9 protein-coding genes are annotated in these 16,286 nt (G+C 64.5%); 3 read left to right on the top strand and 6 right to left on the bottom strand.

Going from position 1 to position 16,286, the window contains the following annotated elements; all coding sequences use genetic code 11:
- Window positions 1–3 precede the first annotated feature (3 nt).
- The gene (locus tag AOT83_RS15470) at window positions 4–363 is read left to right on the top strand and encodes a hypothetical protein (RefSeq protein WP_057966162.1); all 360 of its coding nucleotides are present in this window, start codon (window positions 4–6) and stop codon (window positions 361–363) included.
- On the opposite strand, the gene AOT83_RS15465 is transcribed toward AOT83_RS15470, so the two are convergent.
- The gene (locus tag AOT83_RS15465; protein WP_030093955.1) at window positions 360–1,877 is read right to left on the bottom strand and encodes an MFS transporter; all 1,518 of its coding nucleotides are present in this window, start codon (window positions 1,875–1,877) and stop codon (window positions 360–362) included. The two genes, AOT83_RS15470 and AOT83_RS15465, sit on opposite strands and share 4 nt — an antisense overlap.
- Before the next feature lie 37 nt (window positions 1,878–1,914).
- On the bottom strand, window positions 1,915–3,114 hold the full coding sequence (gene cobA, locus AOT83_RS15460; protein WP_030093956.1) for a uroporphyrinogen-III C-methyltransferase: 1,200 nt from the start codon (window positions 3,112–3,114) through the stop codon (window positions 1,915–1,917).
- A gap of 76 nt (window positions 3,115–3,190) precedes the next feature.
- On the opposite strand from cobA, the gene AOT83_RS15455 reads away from it, so the two are divergent.
- Complete coding sequence (locus AOT83_RS15455; RefSeq protein WP_057966163.1) at window positions 3,191–5,158, top strand: DUF2232 domain-containing protein; 1,968 nt, start codon at window positions 3,191–3,193, stop codon at window positions 5,156–5,158.
- Window positions 5,155–5,931 (top strand): energy-coupling factor transporter transmembrane protein EcfT, encoded by a 777-nt coding sequence (locus AOT83_RS15450; RefSeq protein ID WP_057966164.1) that lies wholly within the window; start codon window positions 5,155–5,157, stop codon window positions 5,929–5,931. The genes AOT83_RS15455 and AOT83_RS15450 overlap by 4 nt, the downstream gene beginning before the upstream one ends.
- Before the next feature lie 127 nt (window positions 5,932–6,058).
- On the opposite strand, the gene AOT83_RS15445 is transcribed toward AOT83_RS15450, so the two are convergent.
- The 4 genes from AOT83_RS15445 to pks2 form a co-directional block, all read right to left on the bottom strand.
- Entirely contained in the window at window positions 6,059–7,285 is a 1,227-nt protein-coding gene (locus AOT83_RS15445) for an MFS transporter (RefSeq protein ID WP_057966165.1), read from the bottom strand.
- A 75-nt stretch (window positions 7,286–7,360) separates the two neighbouring features.
- The gene (locus AOT83_RS15440; protein ID WP_030093960.1) at window positions 7,361–8,047 is read right to left on the bottom strand and encodes a GAP family protein; all 687 of its coding nucleotides are present in this window, start codon (window positions 8,045–8,047) and stop codon (window positions 7,361–7,363) included.
- Window positions 8,048–8,049: 2 nt separating this feature from the next.
- Window positions 8,050–9,465 carry a condensation domain-containing protein gene (locus tag AOT83_RS15435; protein ID WP_030093961.1) on the bottom strand — a complete coding sequence of 472 codons (1,416 nt, stop codon included), beginning with the start codon at window positions 9,463–9,465 and terminating at the stop codon, window positions 8,050–8,052.
- Between the two features lie 10 nt (window positions 9,466–9,475).
- Window positions 9,476–15,748 (bottom strand): type I polyketide synthase, encoded by a 6,273-nt coding sequence (pks2, locus tag AOT83_RS15430; RefSeq protein WP_057966166.1) that lies wholly within the window; start codon window positions 15,746–15,748, stop codon window positions 9,476–9,478.
- Between the last annotated feature and the right edge of the window lie 538 nt (window positions 15,749–16,286).

The following is a 16,286-nucleotide window of genomic DNA, read 5'->3' as shown; positions in this document are numbered from 1 at the left end:
CGCATGCGTGCGTGGGCGATCATTCCGGCGGTGGCGGTGTTCGGTTTGGGAGTCGCGGCACCGGCCGATGCCGCCCCGGCCACGGTCAAGTACTCGTTGTCGGCGATCGGAATCGGCAATGCCGATTTCACCGTCTCCTATCAAGACGGCAATCAGCTCCGGGAAGAGTCGGGGCACACGTTCGCCGGGTACTACTGGGAACGCACGGTCAATCTCAACGGGGCACCCCCGGTTCTTCGGGTGACCGCGGCCGGACCTCCGAGTGTCTTCCGCATGTCGTGTCACATCACCGTCAATGACGGCATCCCCATCACCAACGGACTGCTGTTCCGCGCCGGGGACTACACCCCGCAAGACTGCTAAGCCAGCTCTTCTTCGTCCAGACCCTGGTCGTGCGCGGTCTGCGCCTTCTGTGCGTGCGCGACGTCGGCGGCGGTGTAGCTGATGAACAGCGCCGCCACCCCGACCAGCACAGCGGTTCCGGCGATCCACAGCAGCCCGTAGGTGTAACCGTGATCGAGGGCGTGCAGCTGCGCCTGGTTCATGTTCTGCACCGGCCCCTTGGCGCCGCCCAGGTACAGCGTGCGCGAGGTGATGATGGCCTGAATGATCACCAGAACGATTGGGCCGCCGAGGTTTTGCAGCATGAGGGAGATCGCCGATAGCGGCCCGATGCGGTCGGCATCCACCCCGGTGATGGCCGAAAGGATCACCGGCACCACGATGGTGCCGATGCCGAGTCCGCCCACGAAGATGGCCATGGAGAAGTTCGGGAAGTAGGCGATGGTCCGGTCGATCGTTGAGCCGTAGAGCATCGCGGCGAACACCACGACTCCACCGCACAGGATCAGCACCCGGGGCGCCATTCGCGTGACAAGTTGGGACGACAGAGCCAAGCCGATTCCCATGCCGACAACGAATGGAATGGCAGAGATTCCGGTTCGCAGCGGGCTGTATTTCATCAGATCCTGCATGTACAGGCCGATGGTGATGGTCAGCGTGAACAGCACGCCGCCGGCCAGGAAGATCGCCGCGAAGGTGGCGACCCTGTTGCGGTCCTTAAACAGGCTGAGCGGCAGCACCGGGTTTTCCGCGGTGCGTTCCACGAGCAGGAAGGCGATCAGGAGCACGGCGGCGACGACCAGCGACACGATCGTGTAGGGCGAGTCCCATCCGCGGTCTGGCCCCTGGGTGAAGCCGAACACCGCAGCGGTACAGCCGACGGTCGCCAACACCGATCCCGTGACGTCCAGCTTCATCGGTTCGCGTTCGGTCTCGGTCAGTGACCGCACGGCCAGGTAGATCATCAGCGCACCGGCGGGCACATTGATAAGGAAGGCCAGACGCCAGGACACCTCGGCCAGGGCACCGCCGACAATCAGTCCGGCGATGGAGCCCACCCCGGTCATGGCACCGAACACCGCGACGGCTGCGGTACGCAGCGGCCCCTTGGGGAAGGTGGTGGCCACCAACGCCAGCGCTGTCGGCGAGGCGACAGCCGCGCCGACTCCCTGGATGAGACGGAAAACAGCCAGACCGATGTCCTCTTGCGCGAGGCCCACCCCGATGGAGGCGAGGGTGAACAACGCGATGCCGCCGATGAAGACGCGCTTACGGCCGAAGGTGTCACCGAGGCGTCCACCGAGCAACATCAGTCCACCGAAGGACAGCATGTACGCGGTGATGACCCAGCTGCGGGTGGCATCGTTGAGGTGCAGCTCGGCCTGGATCTTGGGCAGCGTGACCACCGCTATGGTGCCGTCCATGGTGGCCAGAAACTGCATACCGGCGATCGCGATGACGGCATACAAGTAGTGCCGGGACGGCAGGAGTTCTCGCGCCTTTTGAGTGAGCTGCTCGACGCTGAGGGCAGGCATGCAGGACACCTTACCGTCCTCTTAACGTGCCCTTAGGTCACGAAGAGGCGCCATACGCAGCAACGGGGCCGATCACGATGATCGCGGGCGGCCTGATGCCCTGCGAGCGAATCCGCTCAGGCGCAGTAGCAAGGTCCGCGCGCAGCACGCGTTGCTCGTCAGTGGTGCCATGTTGCACCACCAGGACGGGAGTATCCGCAGGTCGGCCACCCTCGATGAGGACCTTCGCAAACTGCTCGATGCGCTCGACGGCCATCAGCAACACGATGGTCCCCTTCAAGGCGGCAAGCGCGTCCCAATTCACTAACGATTCCGGATGTCCGGGTGCGACGTGTCCGCTGACGACCACGAACTCATGGTTGACCGCACGATGCGTGACCGGCACTCCGGCCGCCGCAGGAACGGAGATCGCGCTGGTCACACCTGGTACGACGGTCACCTGCACACCTGCTTCGGCGCAGGCCAGGACTTCCTCGTAGCCACGGGCGAAGACAAAGGGGTCACCGCCCTTGAGGCGGACGACGAACTTGCCTTCCTGCGCCCGTTCGATGAGCACCCGGTTGATCTCCTGCTGGGCCATCGCGCGGCCGTACGGGATCTTGGCGGCATCGATGACCTCGACATGGGGGCCCAGATCGGCAAGAAGCTCGGCGGGCGCGAGCCGGTCGGCGACGACCACATCGGCCTGCGCGAGGAGCCTGCGTCCGCGAACGGTAATGAGATCAGGGTCACCCGGTCCCCCGCCGACAAGCGCGACGCCTTCGGGCTTCACCTCCGCGGTCTCGGTGATGAGCCCACGCTGCAGCGCCTCGTGGATGGCTGATCGCAGCGCCGCCGAGCGCTTGTGCTGTCCACCGGTCAGGACACCGACAGCGATGCCGTCGTGATTGAAGGACGCGGGGGTGACCGCGGTGCCCTCCCGGGCGGAATCGGCCCGGACGCAGAAGATGTGACGCCGTTCGGCTTCCGACACCACCGCGGCGTTGACGGCTGGGTCATCGGTGCAGGCGATGGCGTACCACGCGTCTTCGAGGTCGCCGTCCTGGTACGGCCTCAGACTGAGGGTGATCGAGGCCATGCCTTCAACGGCCGGTGTCGCGCTGGGCGCGATCACGTGGACATCGGCACCGCTGGCGATCAGCAGCCCGAGACGCCGCTGCGCGACGGATCCGGCGCCGACGACCACGACCTTGCGTCCGGTGAGGCGGAGGCCGACGAGGTAGGCGTCATGAGTCACCGCGCGAGTTTACGTGGACGTGAATCACGCGGCTGGGTTAGCCGTGCTCTAATCGGTCCCAGTGCAACCGAATCGTATGCAACCAGCGGAGTTGGCCCAGGCCGCGATGACTGCTGCCCTCATGGGGGCGATCGCTGTGGTCTCTATCGTGCTGCCCGGCGCAGTGGTGTTCGCCTGGTTGGGAGCGGTCCCGATGGGAGTGCTGTGTTACCGGCATCGCATCCGGGTGGCGTTGGCCGCCTGTGTCGCCGCCGGCCTCATCAGCTTTCTGATCGCCGGATTCGGGGGGCTGGTCTCGGCGCTCACATGTGCGTACATGGGTGCGATCGCCGGTCAGGTGCGGCGCCGGAATCGCGGCGCGGCAACAATGTTGGCTGTCGCCGCGCTGTGGGGCGTGCTGGTCTCGTCCTTCTGCGTCGGGGTGTTCGCGGCTTTGCGGAATCTGCGCGAGGTTGTCCTGGGCGCGGTGTCCGCCAACGTCGGCGGGTTCGCGACGCTGTTGAGCGGCGTGCCGCTACTCGGCCGCGCCGCAGCGGGATTGGATCACGCCGTGCAGGGCTGGATCGTGCACTGGCCCTGGTTCTTCGGGGTCTCGGTGTGGCTCATCGTCATCTTCGGCACCTCCTTCGGTTGGCGGGTGCTGACGCCGGTGCTGCGCAGACTGGAGGAAGTCACCGACCTGTCCTCGGTGGGGACGCTGCCCGCGGGGCACGACACCACCCCGCCCGGCCCACTGCCAACCGTTCTCACCGGCGCCGGTTACCGGTACGCCGGAGCCGACCGGGATGCCCTGACCGCGGTAACCATGCGCGTCGACGTCGGCGAGCACATCGCGGTGACCGGCGCCAACGGCTCCGGCAAGTCCACCCTCATGCGTCTTCTCGCGGGTGTTCCTCCGACTGCCGGCACCATCGAGCGCCCCGGCGGCGTGGGCCTGGGCCAGGTGGGTGGGACCGCGCTGGTCTTGCAGCATCCGGAAAGCCAGGTGCTGGGTTTGCGTGTGGCCGACGACATCGTGTGGGGGCTGCCGCACGACCGCGAGATCGATATCGACGGTCTGCTCGCCGAAGTGGGTCTGGGTGAGATGAGCGACCGGGACACCGCGGGTCTGTCCGGCGGAGAACTGCAGCGGCTGGCGGTCGCGTCGGCGCTCGCGCGCGAACCCGCGCTGCTCATCGCCGATGAGGTGACCACCATGGTCGACCACGACGGCCGGCAGACGCTCATCAACGTGCTCGACGGACTCACCACCCATCACCGTCTAGGGCTGGTGCACATCACCCACTACCCGCAGGAGGCCGACGCCGCCGATCGTGTGGTGGCGTTGGGCGGTATTGAGGTACGAGAAGATCGGGAAGGCGCCGAACGCCCATCCCCTACCGAATCTCTTGGTGGGGAAACGATTCTCGACGTGCAAGGAGTCTCGTTCGACTATGCGGTCGGCACGCCGTGGTCACAACCGGTGCTGCGTGATGTGTCACTGCAGGTTCGTTCCGGCGACGGAATACTGCTCTGCGGCGGCAACGGTTCCGGCAAATCCACCCTGGCGTGGATCATGGCGGGCCTCCTGGAACCGTCAGCGGGCCAATGCCTTCTCGATGGCCGCCCCACCGCCGAACAGGTTGGCGCGGTTGCGTTGTGCTTCCAGGCCGCGCGACTACAGCTGCTGCGGGGGCACGCCGGTGCCGCGGTGGCCGCACTCGCCGGGTACTCGGTCGCCGATACCGAGAGTATTGATCGCGCGCTAACCTCGGTCAGCCTGGACCCGAGTATCGGTGGGGTGCTTATCGATCGGCTCAGTGGCGGGCAGCTGCGGCGAGTCGCCCTGGCTGGACTGCTCGCCCGCTCGCCGCGCCTGCTGATTCTTGATGAGCCGCTGGCGGGTCTGGACGTTGATGCCCAAACCGATCTCATCGATCTGCTGGTACGCATCCGTGGCGGTGGTCAAGCCGTCGTCGTGATCTCCCACGACACCGACAGCCTCGCTCCGTTGTGTCCCCGCACCATCCGTCTGGAACAGGGTGAGTTGGTGAACGCCGGATGAGTCAACGACGTCCATTGATGCTGATGCGGCCCGTTCCCGGGCCGTCACCCATCCACGCGCTGTGGGCCGGCACCAAACTCCTGGCCGCGCTGGCAATATCGGTGTTGCTGACCGTCATGCCGTCGTGGACCGCCATCGGGCTTGTCGCTCTGTTGATTTTCGTGACCGCGGGTCTTGCCGGCATCTCCCCCAGATGTATCCCGTCCGTGCCGCGGTGGGTGGGGCTGCTTGTGGTAGCGGGCAGCTTGTTCACCATCGTGAATGGTGGCGCGCCCGAGCTGACATTCGGACCGGTCACCATCGGCGTCGGCGGCTTCCTGGATTTCCTGCGCGTCACGTCGCTGGGGCTGGTTCTGATCGGGCTCGGCGCGGTGATCTCATGGACGACGCAGGTCGCCGATATCGCTCCCGCAGTAGCACTTTTGTGTCGCCCCCTGCGCATCCTGCGGGCGCCCGTCGACGATTGGGCAATCACCATCTCGCTGGCGTTCCGGATGTTTCCCATGCTCTCCGAGGAATTCCGGTTGTTGGCGGCCGCGCGCAGGCTTCAACCGCCGCAACCGGAGAAGCCCTCGCGGCGTGCGGAAGTCGTCGATCTATGTACCGCCGCGATGGTCGTCTCGCTGCGGCGCGCCACCGAGATGGGCGATGCCATCACCGCACGAGGCGGCGCCGGACGGATCTCGGCACACCCCATCTATCCGGGATGGCGTGATGCTCTTGCCGCGGCCGTGCTTGTCGGCGTTGTCGTGCTCGCACTGCTGTTCGGGTGAGACGGGCTCAAAAACCCTATTGTCACAGTGGCTTCTGTCACGGCGATAACCTACTGCGCCGCTGTCGTCACTGCGCTGCCCGAAGGGAGAATGAGGCCGAGCTAGGAAAGCGCCCGCTGAGTGCTTTCTAATGTTCCTGTGCTGCAGGGGCTTCTGCGGCGCGTATTGCTGATGCGCATTTGTGCCAGATGAGAAGCGATCCGACGGAGAGCGCACCGAGGCATGCGAAGGCAACCCGGAACCCGAACTCCTGGGCGATGTATCCGCCGAGCAGGGGACTTAGGCATGCCCCCAAACTTTGGGCGGTCATTAGCGCCCCCTGCCCAATATTGATGTGCCCGGTGCCTTCCAGAAGCTGTGCCACCAGCCCGGGAACGGCCACGGAGAGCATGCCTGCACCTATGCCGTCGAGGATCTGTACGGGCACTATGCCCCATGTGGTGATGATGCTCGCGGCAACGAGGCCACGCACCGGCAGCGCGATGAACGCGATGGTGAAAACCGTCCAGTAGCCGCGTCTGCGGGCAATGCGGGTGGCGGCCAGTGAGGCGATCACCATCACCGCTTGGGCAACGACGACAGTGGCAGCAACGGTGATGAATGGATCAGCCTTGTGGGCGACTACGGCCAGTCCGTAAAGCGGCAGCATTGCCGCGTTTCCCAGGTGGAAGAGCAGGACCGCCGCGGCCAGAGCCCGAAGCGCAGGAGAGCGCGCCAGGATCTGCAGTCCACTTGCGGCGACACAGTCATGCACATCGGCGGCCCCGCGTGCTGCTTGGTCGTCGATATGGCGAGCAGGTATCGACAGGGTGGCCACTACCGCGACGATCGCGAACGCCGCAGCCAGCACAAAGACTGCAGCGAATCCGAAATACCAACCAAGACAACCTGAGAGAGCAGCACCCACCATGTTGCCGGCGTGGTTATAGGCTTGGTTACGGCCGTTCTGGGCTACGAAGCCGGACTGGCGTACCACGCCGAGGGTGATCCCGATGATTGCGGGACCAAGGACAGCGGCAGCGACTGCGGCGGCTGCTTGGGCAGCGGCAACCACCCAGAAATCTCGGGAAACCAAGACCAAGGCGGAGGCCGCAACCGTGCATATCGCCGCCGCGGCAACCCAGAACCGTTTTCGGCGGGTGGCATCAATGAGAGCGCCCGCCGGTGTGGTCGATGCCAGTCCGACGGCATTGCCCAGTGCGGTGACCGCCCCGATGGCAGCTGTTCCCCAGCCACGGCTGGCCAGTAACACCCCCAGGAACGGGCCAACACCTGCCTGGACGTCTGCCACAAAGAAGTTGGCCACCGCCAAAGCCTTACGGTCCCCCGGCGATACGGCCGACTTGTGAGTCACCCAGCGATTGTGCCCCGATGCCCACTCCGGCGTAGCGCAAGCGCGCCAATGAGGTCACGGACCACCACGGCGGCATCACGCCCGCAGAATGCCGATGGTCCCCAGACTGAGAATGATCAGGCCGAGGATTGCGACGATCAGCGCGACATCGATCCGCCGGCGGGACCGAACCCAGGTGTGCAAGGCCGACACCATCTCGTACGTCCGCGCCGGCATGGCCGCGTAACTCAACAACGGCAGCGCCACCATCGAGAAAGCCACCGCGTTGAAGAAGAGCAGCGCCATGGACTGAATGGGCTGTGTGGCACCTGAGGCGTGGATGAGGGCGATAACCGCAAGGAAGTCCGCCGACGGCAAGGCAATTCCCAGTCCACTGACCCCCGCCACCCACAACGAGTTGTTCTGCATGAACCCTCGCACTCGCCTCGCGACCTTGTCGGCCAAGCCCGCCCGCGGTGCGCGCGGAGCGGCGGCAGGTCGACGGATCGAGGCCGTGATGGCCAGCACCGCCGCTACCAACAGGGCCAGAACGCCAAGCGCGACTTGGATGTAGGGCCCCGAAACATCGGCCTGTCCCATCGGAGACACCCGAAGGACAAACAACAGCGTCAGTCCGAGGCTCAACCCCATGACGAATGCACCGCACAGGAACACGAACAGCTGCAGCAGCGGTCGCGGCCTGTTCAACATCAGGACTGTCAGTCCCAGTCGGGTGGGCTCAACGCTCACACCAAGTGCCATCAATAACACGATGGTCCACATGACTACCGCGCGTGCACAGCGTCATTCTGCTCGCAAACCCCTGCGAACGTGGACTTCACGAGGTCTACGTAGCGGGTGATCGACTCTCGCGCGATGGGATTGTCCGGGTACGCGATCATCAGCGTCGTCTCCGTCGGGAATCGCGAGATGAAGATCGTCAGCTGGTACACCGACTTGCTTTCGGCATACAGACCGATGGGATTGCTCACCAGCAGCGGGTTGGTGAACAACTGCGAAAGTGGCGGAGCACCACCGTCGAAGAAGTTGATCATGGGGTGGTACGGCCGTGGCCAGTTCAGCTCCGGCACCAATTCCAGGACCCGGTAGAAGGGGACATTCACCAGCTGCCTGCCACGGTCAAACGATTCCTGCGCCGCGACGGCTGCCGCACCAAAGGTCCCGTCAACGGGGGCTGTTATCGGCACCAGCCCTGTGAACCATCCCGTCGTGAACATATCCGCCTCGTCGCGGGCGTCGCTCGGGGTGATGCCGTAATAGGTGTCGGTACCGGTCAATTCACGTTCGGCGAATCCGAGAGCGGCCATCACGCCACCGATGAATCGCGCCCCCGCATCGATGCAGCGCGACTCGAACTTCAGTGCCTGCTGCTCATCGAGCAGCTGCTCGGTGACGATCGCGGTACCGCAGGGCACACCGTGATCGCCCAGCGGCAGCGGGAAATCCGGGAGGCTGCCGCGGTTGTTCTCGGCGAACTGAGTCCACTCGCGCACCGGTTCGGAATCAGGGGTCAGCCCGGAAAGGAACTCATGCTGCCTGATGCAGTAGTCGCCGTAACTGCCCGCCGGCGGAAGCTCGATCGGGGCGCCGCCCTGAACCAGCGCCTTGTATCCCATGAGGATTTCCATGATCAGCAAGCGCGCAAAAGTCGCATCCAGGTGCAGGTGGTCGACACTGAAATAGAAGGTGAAATGCCCCGAGCTCTGGACGATTCCGAATCGGAAGCAGTCCCATCGGAAGGGGTCCGGGGTCTCCGAGACCACCATCTCCCGCACCTCATCGGAGGTCATCTCGCCTAACTTGACCTGGACGAACTCCACGTCGGCGGGGTCGGCGATGGTGCGCCGAACGATGTTCTGATCATCGTCGAGCGAGAACCAGCTCCGATACGTGTCGTGTCTCCTCAGGTGGGCATTGATCACATGACCCATGGCCCGCTTGTCGCACCGCCCCGGCATATCCAAGGTGAAGACGAGCACGCGCGAGAAGTCCAGACCCTTGGCGGCCTGCCGCAGATATGTGCGGAGATGCTGCACCTGCATGAAGCTCGGGGGAACCTCACTCACCGGCGCTTCAAGGGCCTTCGCGTACGAGGCCGGTGAAGGCTGCCAGGTGATCACCGATCCTGCAGACGGCTCCCACTTGTCGGTCAACGACACCGTTACTGGTCCACCACGCATTTCAATCCCCTTAAGACGAAGCGACTTCGGATTCCTGATCGGCCAGCTTGTCGTACAGATGCGACGCCAAAGACCGCACTGTCGATACATCAGCCGGACCGATACGGACGCCGGTGTCCGCTTGGATACGGGTACGAATTTCGAGGTTGCCCAACGAGTCCAGGCCATAATCCGGGAGGGATCGGTCGGGATCGATCGATCGCCGGAGCACCAGGCCTACCTGCTCGGCGACCAGTTTCCGGAGTCGGGTCGGCCACTCCTCACGCGGCAGCGCGTTGAGCTCATCGAGGAACTTGTTTGTCTCCGTTTGAGATTGACCCGCATCACGGAATGCCTGGGCAAACGGACTGCGCTCGACGAAGTCGGCCAGCCACGATATGCCTGCCATCGGCGCATAGGCGGTGTATGCCCGGTTGTGCCGAAGCACGGTGTCGAAGGCGTAGGCACCCTCGTCCGGGAGGATTGCCGCGTCCGCGTTCGCCAGATGCGTGCCCTGCCCGATCTCCGACCAGGCACCCCAGGCGATGACGGTTGCCGGTAAACCCTGGGCACGCCGCCAGTGCGTGAATCCGTCCAGCCAGCTGTTGGCCGCCGCGTAGGCACCCTGCCCCGGAGAGCCCACCAGCGCCGCAATCGACGAGAACGAGCAGAACCAGTCCAGCGGTTGCTCCGCGGTGGCCTCGTGCAGATTCCAGGCGCCATGCACCTTGGGCCGCCAGTCTCCACGGTCGATCAGTTCGTCGGTGATGTTGGCGAGCGTGGCATCGTGCACCAGGGCGGCGGCATGCAGCACGCCGCGCACAGGCTTCCCAGTCTCCGTGGCTGCCGCCACCAGACGTTGTGACGTCTCCGGTTCGGCGATATCGCCGAGCACCACATCGATTTCGATGCCGGCGTGCCGGATCTGCTCAATGGCCTCTACGGCCTCGGGCTTCGGAGCGCTGCGACCGTTCAGGATGATCCGGCCGACCCCGGCAGCCGCCAGCTTCTTCGCCAGGAACAAGCCCAGCCCGCCGAGGCCACCGGTGATCACGTACGCACCCTCTCGCCGGAACGCTGGCGCATGCGACGCCGGGATCACCGCGTCGACCTCGCCCGCCTTAGGCAGGTCCAGAACGAGCTTTCCGGTATGCCCCGCAGCACCCATCACACGGATCGACTCCGCCGCCTCTTGTAATGGAGAGGACGAGATCTCCGGCAACGGCAGCACGCCCTCTGCCATCTGCCCGTACAGCGCTGTCAGGGTGCGGTAGATCGCTTGTGGCCGTGTCTTCGATACCAGGACAAGGTCGACGGCGTGGAACGACAGGTTCCGCCGGAAGGGAAACAGCCCCAGCCGGGTGTCGCCGTAGATGTCACGCTTGCCGATTTCGATGAAGCGGCCACCGAAGGTCAGCAGTTCCACTCCGGCCCGTTGCGCGGCACCGGTGAGCGAGTTGAGCACGATGTCCACGCCGTAGCCGTCGGTGTCACGACGGATCAGGTCTGCGAATTCTGTACTGCGCGAGTCGTATACGTGCTTGATACCCCAGCTGCGCAACAATTCTCGCCGCTCTTCGCTGCCCGCGGTGGCGTAAATCTCGGCCCCAGCGGCACGGGCGATGGCAATCGCTGCCTGTCCCACACCACCGGTACCGGAATGGATCAACACCTTGTCCTCCGCGGAGATCCTGGCGAGTTCATGGAGCCCGTACCAGGCGGTGACATGAGCGCCCGGGACGGCTGCTGCCTCTCTATCGGGCACCTCGGCCGGGAGCGTCGCGGCAAGGTTGGCATCGACCACGACGAAGCTTCTCCAGGCGCCGGTCGGCGTCATGCCGCCCACGCGGTCACCCACCTGATGCTGGGTGACGCCCTCACCGACGGCCGTCACCACGCCCGCGAAGTCGACGCCGAGCTCCTGCCGGCCTTCGAAACTCGAGTACCGGCCGTACACGTTCAGCACGTCGGCGAAGTTGATGCTGGTGGCCGTGACCGAGACTTCGATCTGTCCCGGCCCGGGGGCCACCCGATCAAACGCGACGAACCCGAGTGACTGCAGGTCGCCCGGCGTGCGGACCTCGAACCGAACTCCCTCATTGTCCGGTGTCGCAACGGTACTGCGCCAGTCGTCGGGTCCGAGCGGACCCAGGTTCAGGCGTGCCCGGTACCAGTGGTCGTCACGCCATGCGGTCTCGTCCTCTTCCGACCCGGAAGCCAACTCGCCCGCCACGTTCTGGGCGGCGGTGTGGCCGTCGACATCGATGTGCGTGACACGCAGGTGCGGATATTCGGCGCCGATAACGCGCACCAGCCCCCGCAATCCGGCCTGTTCCAGATTGGTGATGTCGCCGTCGACAACCGTCTGAGCGTTGCGAGTCACCACGTACAGCCGCGGCGGCTCGCCCGGCAGGTCCACCAATTCGCGGGTGATCCGCACCAGATGCCGAACCTGATCGGCCCCCTGCAGGGCCACCCTGTCCGCACCTGCGGCGGCCCCGGGGGCGGTGACGACGAGCACACCGTCAAATCCGCCGGCCTCCAGCTGGTCGTACAGAAGCTTCAGTGCCGCAACACGATCGGTGTCTGGCCGCCACTGAATCAGCGCCACCTCACTGTTGCGCAGTTTCAGCGCATCGATCAGCTCCGATGCCCACGGGTCCACGGTCTCACCCGTGCTGACCAGCAGCCACCGGCGCGGCCCGCCCGATACCTCCTCGGGCAACCGCTGCTGCTGCCATTCGATGGCAAGCAGGCGGTTGTTGAGCAGCTGATCGCGCTGCTCGTCGTCCGAGGCGCCGGTACCGAATCGGAAGCCCCGCACCGCAACCAACACGGTGCCGTTCTCGTCCAGCAGATCGATATCGGCTTCCACCTCGTTGCCAATCACCTTGGTCACCCGGGTGTAGCAGTACTGCGTGGAACGTGCGGATTCGTAGGCGTGCAGGCTGCGCACACCCTTGGGAAGCGGTAGCGCGTTCTTGCTGGCCGCCTGAACATCCGGCAGCGCGATGACGGACTGGAAGCAAGCGTCCAGGAGCGCGGGGTGGACGATGTAACTGCCCTGCTGCGCCCGAACATCCCGAGGCAGTGCCACTTCCGCAAGCACCGACCTGACAGACTCGTCGCCGTGGTACGCGGAGACCATGCCCTGGAAGGCCGGGCCGTACTGCACTCCCCGCTCGTCGAACGACTCTCGTAGCTCGTCGCCCGTCGCGCTGTGCGGGTGCTCCGCCCGTAGCGCGGCTAGGTCGTAGGCCACGGGAACATCGGCCTCGTCACCACTACCCAAGACCGCTGTGGCGCGCTTGACTGTCTCGCCTTCGTCGTGGGTATCCACCACAAACTCGAGTACATCCGCAGACTTCGCCGTGGCCGTAGCCGATATCGGCGTCGCCTCACCCAAGGTCAGCAGCTGTTCGAACGAAATATCCTGTACCACTGAGCCTTCACCGAATACGGCGGCAGAGGCCGACAGCGCCATCTCACAGTATGCGGCGCCCGGATACACCGCCACATGACGAACCTGATGGTCCGCGATCCAGGGCTGTGCCTCGGTGCCGACATCGGCCTGCCAGATGTGGCGCACAGGCTCCTCGGTCAGTCGCACATATGCGCCGAGCAGCGGGTGGACGGCAACGGTATGGCTGCTCTGGCCCTGCGCCTGCGCGGACAGATCCAACAGGTACGACTGGCGGGTCCAGCTCGGCAACGGCACATCCACAAGGGCGCCCGCTGGGTAGAGCACCGAGAAGTCCACCGCACCACCGGCCGTATAGACGTCTCCCACAAAATCGCGAAGCCCATGCGGCAGCTCCTGCTCGCGGCGCATACCGGCGAGGGCCACCATGGGAATGTCGAGGCTGCGTGCGGTCTGTTCTGCGGGGTACACCAGCAACGGGTGTGGTGCCAGCTCACCGAAAACGCGGTACCCGTCGTCCAGTGCCGCTTGCACTGCCGCCGCGAACCGTACCGTGTGACGCAGGTTGTCCACCCAGTAATCGGCATCCATCACGGGCTTTTCGCGCGGATCGAACGAGACCGAAGAGTACAGCGGCACAACCGGTGTCCGCGGTGACAGATCTTCGAGGGCGTCGGCAAGATCGTCCAGAATCGGGTCCACCTGCGGTGAATGCGACGCAACGTCGACGGCCACCTCACGGGCCATCAATCCGCGGTCCGACCACTCCGCGATGAGCTGCCGCACTGTCTCGGTGGCACCACCGACAACCGTCGACTGCGGCGACGCGACCACCGCCAGGACCACATCGTCGATCTCCCGATCGGCCAGTTCCGCGACCACCTGCTGAGCCGGCAGGTCGACGGAAGCCATGGCGCCAGCTCCCGAGATACGCAGCATCAACTTCGAACGGCGGCAGATCACCTTGACGCCGTCTTCCAACGACAGGGCCTCGGAGACAACCGCGGCTGCCGCCTCGCCCATCGAATGCCCGATGACCGCTCCGGGCTTCACCCCGTACGAAGCCATGGCGGCAGCTAATGACACCTGCATGGCGAACAACGTCGGCTGAACCCGGTCGATACCCGTGACCGTCTCCGGCGCCGAGATCGCCTCGCTAACCGAGAATCCGGACTCCGCCTGGATCAGTGGCTCGAGGCGGGCGATGGTCGCGGCGAATACCGGTTCCTTAGCAAGCAATTCGGCACCCATGGCCGCCCATTGCGAACCTTGACCGGAGAAGAGCCAGACCGGGCCGCGGTCGTCCTCGGCAACCGCCGCCTGATATGGGGCCTCATCGCCGGCAACCTCGCGGAGCCCGGCCACCAGTTCGTTGACGTCGTTGGCCACCACGGTGGTGCGCACCGGCCGGTGCGCCCTGCGACGTGCCAGGGTGTATCCCACGTCCCCGACCGGGACATCGGCACCTTCAGAGAGCCAGTCGGCCAATCTGCCCGCAGTCCGGCGCAACTCGTCGGCAGACGTCGAAGACACCGGGAAAATCAGCTGCGATCCCAGAGGCGATTCCACGCTGCTTTCCGCAGACACGGCGGGCGGAGCCTGTTCCACCACCGCGTGGACGTTGGAACCTGACATTCCGTATGCCGATACCCCGGCGCGCCGCGGGCCCTCGATGTTCTCGGGCCATGGGATAACCGATTGCGGCACAAAAAGGTTCGTTGTGACGCCGGCAAGCTTGTCGGGAATCCCGGTGAAATGCAGGTTTGGCGGAATCACGCCATGCTCCACCGCGAGAATGATCTTCATCAGTCCCAGCGCACCGGCCGCCGACATCGTGTGCCCAAAGTTGGTCTTCACCGACCCCACGGCGCAGGGTCCCTCGACTCCATAGACCTGCGCCAGACCCGTGTACTCGATGGGATCACCCACCGGTGTGCCCGTACCGTGTGCCTCGATGAGTCCGACGGTGCTGGCGTCCACACCGGCAGCCGCCAGTGCAGTACGGCATGCGGCCGCCTGCGCGTCCGAGGACGGAGTTGACTGATTCACTGTGCGCCCGTCCTGATTCGACGCCGTGCCCCGCACGATCGCCAGAATCCGGTCCCCGTCTCGCACCGCATCGTCCAGCCGCTTCAGCAGAATCATGACGCAGCCCTCAGACATCACGAAACCGTCCGCCTCGCCGGTGAATGTGTGGCAGCGCCCGGTCGGAGAGAGCATGCGCTGCTGCGAGGCACCGACATACCTGCGGGGTTCCAAGACGAGGTTGACACCGCCTGCGAGCACGAGATCACTTTCGCCTGCCGCCAGGCTCTGACATCCCATATGCACAGTCGCCAACCCCGCTGCACACCCGGCGTCGACCGTCAATGACGGCCCATGCACACCCAGGGCGTAAGAGATGCGCCCCGACGCCATGCAGAAGTTTGTACCCGCGAATCCGTAGGGACCTCCGAGATCCGCCGCGTCCGCGGCCACCAACTGATAGTCGTTGTGGGTCACTCCCACGAACACTCCGGTCTGCGAGCCAGCAAGGGTCCGCGGATTGAGGCCCGCATGTTCCACTGCCTGCCAAGATGTTTCGAGCAAAACACGATGCTGAGGATCGATCGAGACGGCCTCACGCTCGTTGATGCTGAAAAAGTCCGCATCGAAGCCGCCAACGTCATCCAGGAAGGCCCCCCACTTGGAAGGCGACTTGCCGGGCACGCCGGACTCGGGGTCGTAGTACTCACTCAAGTCCCAGCGCGCAGGGGGCACCTCAGTAACGAAGTCCTCACCGCGCAGCAGCGCCTCCCAGAACTGTTCGGGCGACTCGATCCCACCCGGAAGCCGGCACCCCAACCCGATAACTGCAACTGGGGTCACAGACGCGTTTTTCATCTTGCTACGTCCTCCTCGCGCACGACAATCTGCCTGTTGGTAGAACCGGAGACAACTAGCAGTAGAACCCGACAAGGCTAAAGATAGGGTGCGCGAAAGGAATTCGCGACTCGGGAGATCAGGATCACAGCGCCTCGGCTGAAACTGTGAGAAGGCATCGCACATTGACTACTTTTAGACCCCTACCCCGTTCCCCATTAACAGCCCATTGATAGCCGGGAAACAAGAAATTCACAAATATTTTCATGCTCATAATTGTTTGCCATTGGAGCCGGTTAACACTCCATCACGCTGCTTAAATGCCACAACATAGAGGCTATCAAGTGTTGCCATGTGCCAGCATTTCGAGAACATTTAACCCGACCTTCTCTATGAAATATTTATGCAATTTACTCACCGTGAGCCTAAATTCATCGCTTCCCCTATCAATCAAGATCCAGGCGGGCTTTGGACGGAAATCGGTGCATACTTGCCATTAGTTTTGTGACTGGTGAGATGGCCGGGCATCCACCGGCGTCGCACAGAAACGCTCGTGACA

This window comes from Mycobacteroides sp. H001 (assembly GCF_001440005.1).
Classification (GTDB): Bacteria; Actinomycetota; Actinomycetes; order Mycobacteriales; family Mycobacteriaceae; genus Mycobacterium; species Mycobacterium gwanakae.
The sequence above is the reverse complement of the archived record's forward strand: the minus strand, read 5'-3'. Positions and strand labels throughout refer to the sequence as shown.

Coding starts and splice junctions, on each gene's coding strand:
- AOT83_RS15455 (WP_057966163.1), top strand. CDS start 3,191: ATGCAACCAGCGGAGTTGGCCCAGGCCGCGATGACTGCTGCCCTCATG.
- AOT83_RS15435 (WP_030093961.1), bottom strand. CDS start 9,465: ATGCGTGGTGGACCAGTAACGGTGTCGTTGACCGACAAGTGGGAGCCG.
- AOT83_RS15440 (WP_030093960.1), bottom strand. CDS start 8,047: ATGTGGACCATCGTGTTATTGATGGCACTTGGTGTGAGCGTTGAGCCC.
- AOT83_RS15465 (WP_030093955.1), bottom strand. CDS start 1,877: ATGCCTGCCCTCAGCGTCGAGCAGCTCACTCAAAAGGCGCGAGAACTC.
- AOT83_RS15450 (WP_057966164.1), top strand. CDS start 5,155: ATGAGTCAACGACGTCCATTGATGCTGATGCGGCCCGTTCCCGGGCCG.
- AOT83_RS15470 (WP_057966162.1), top strand. CDS start 4: ATGCGTGCGTGGGCGATCATTCCGGCGGTGGCGGTGTTCGGTTTGGGA.
- pks2 (WP_057966166.1), bottom strand. CDS start 15,748: ATGAAAAACGCGTCTGTGACCCCAGTTGCAGTTATCGGGTTGGGGTGC.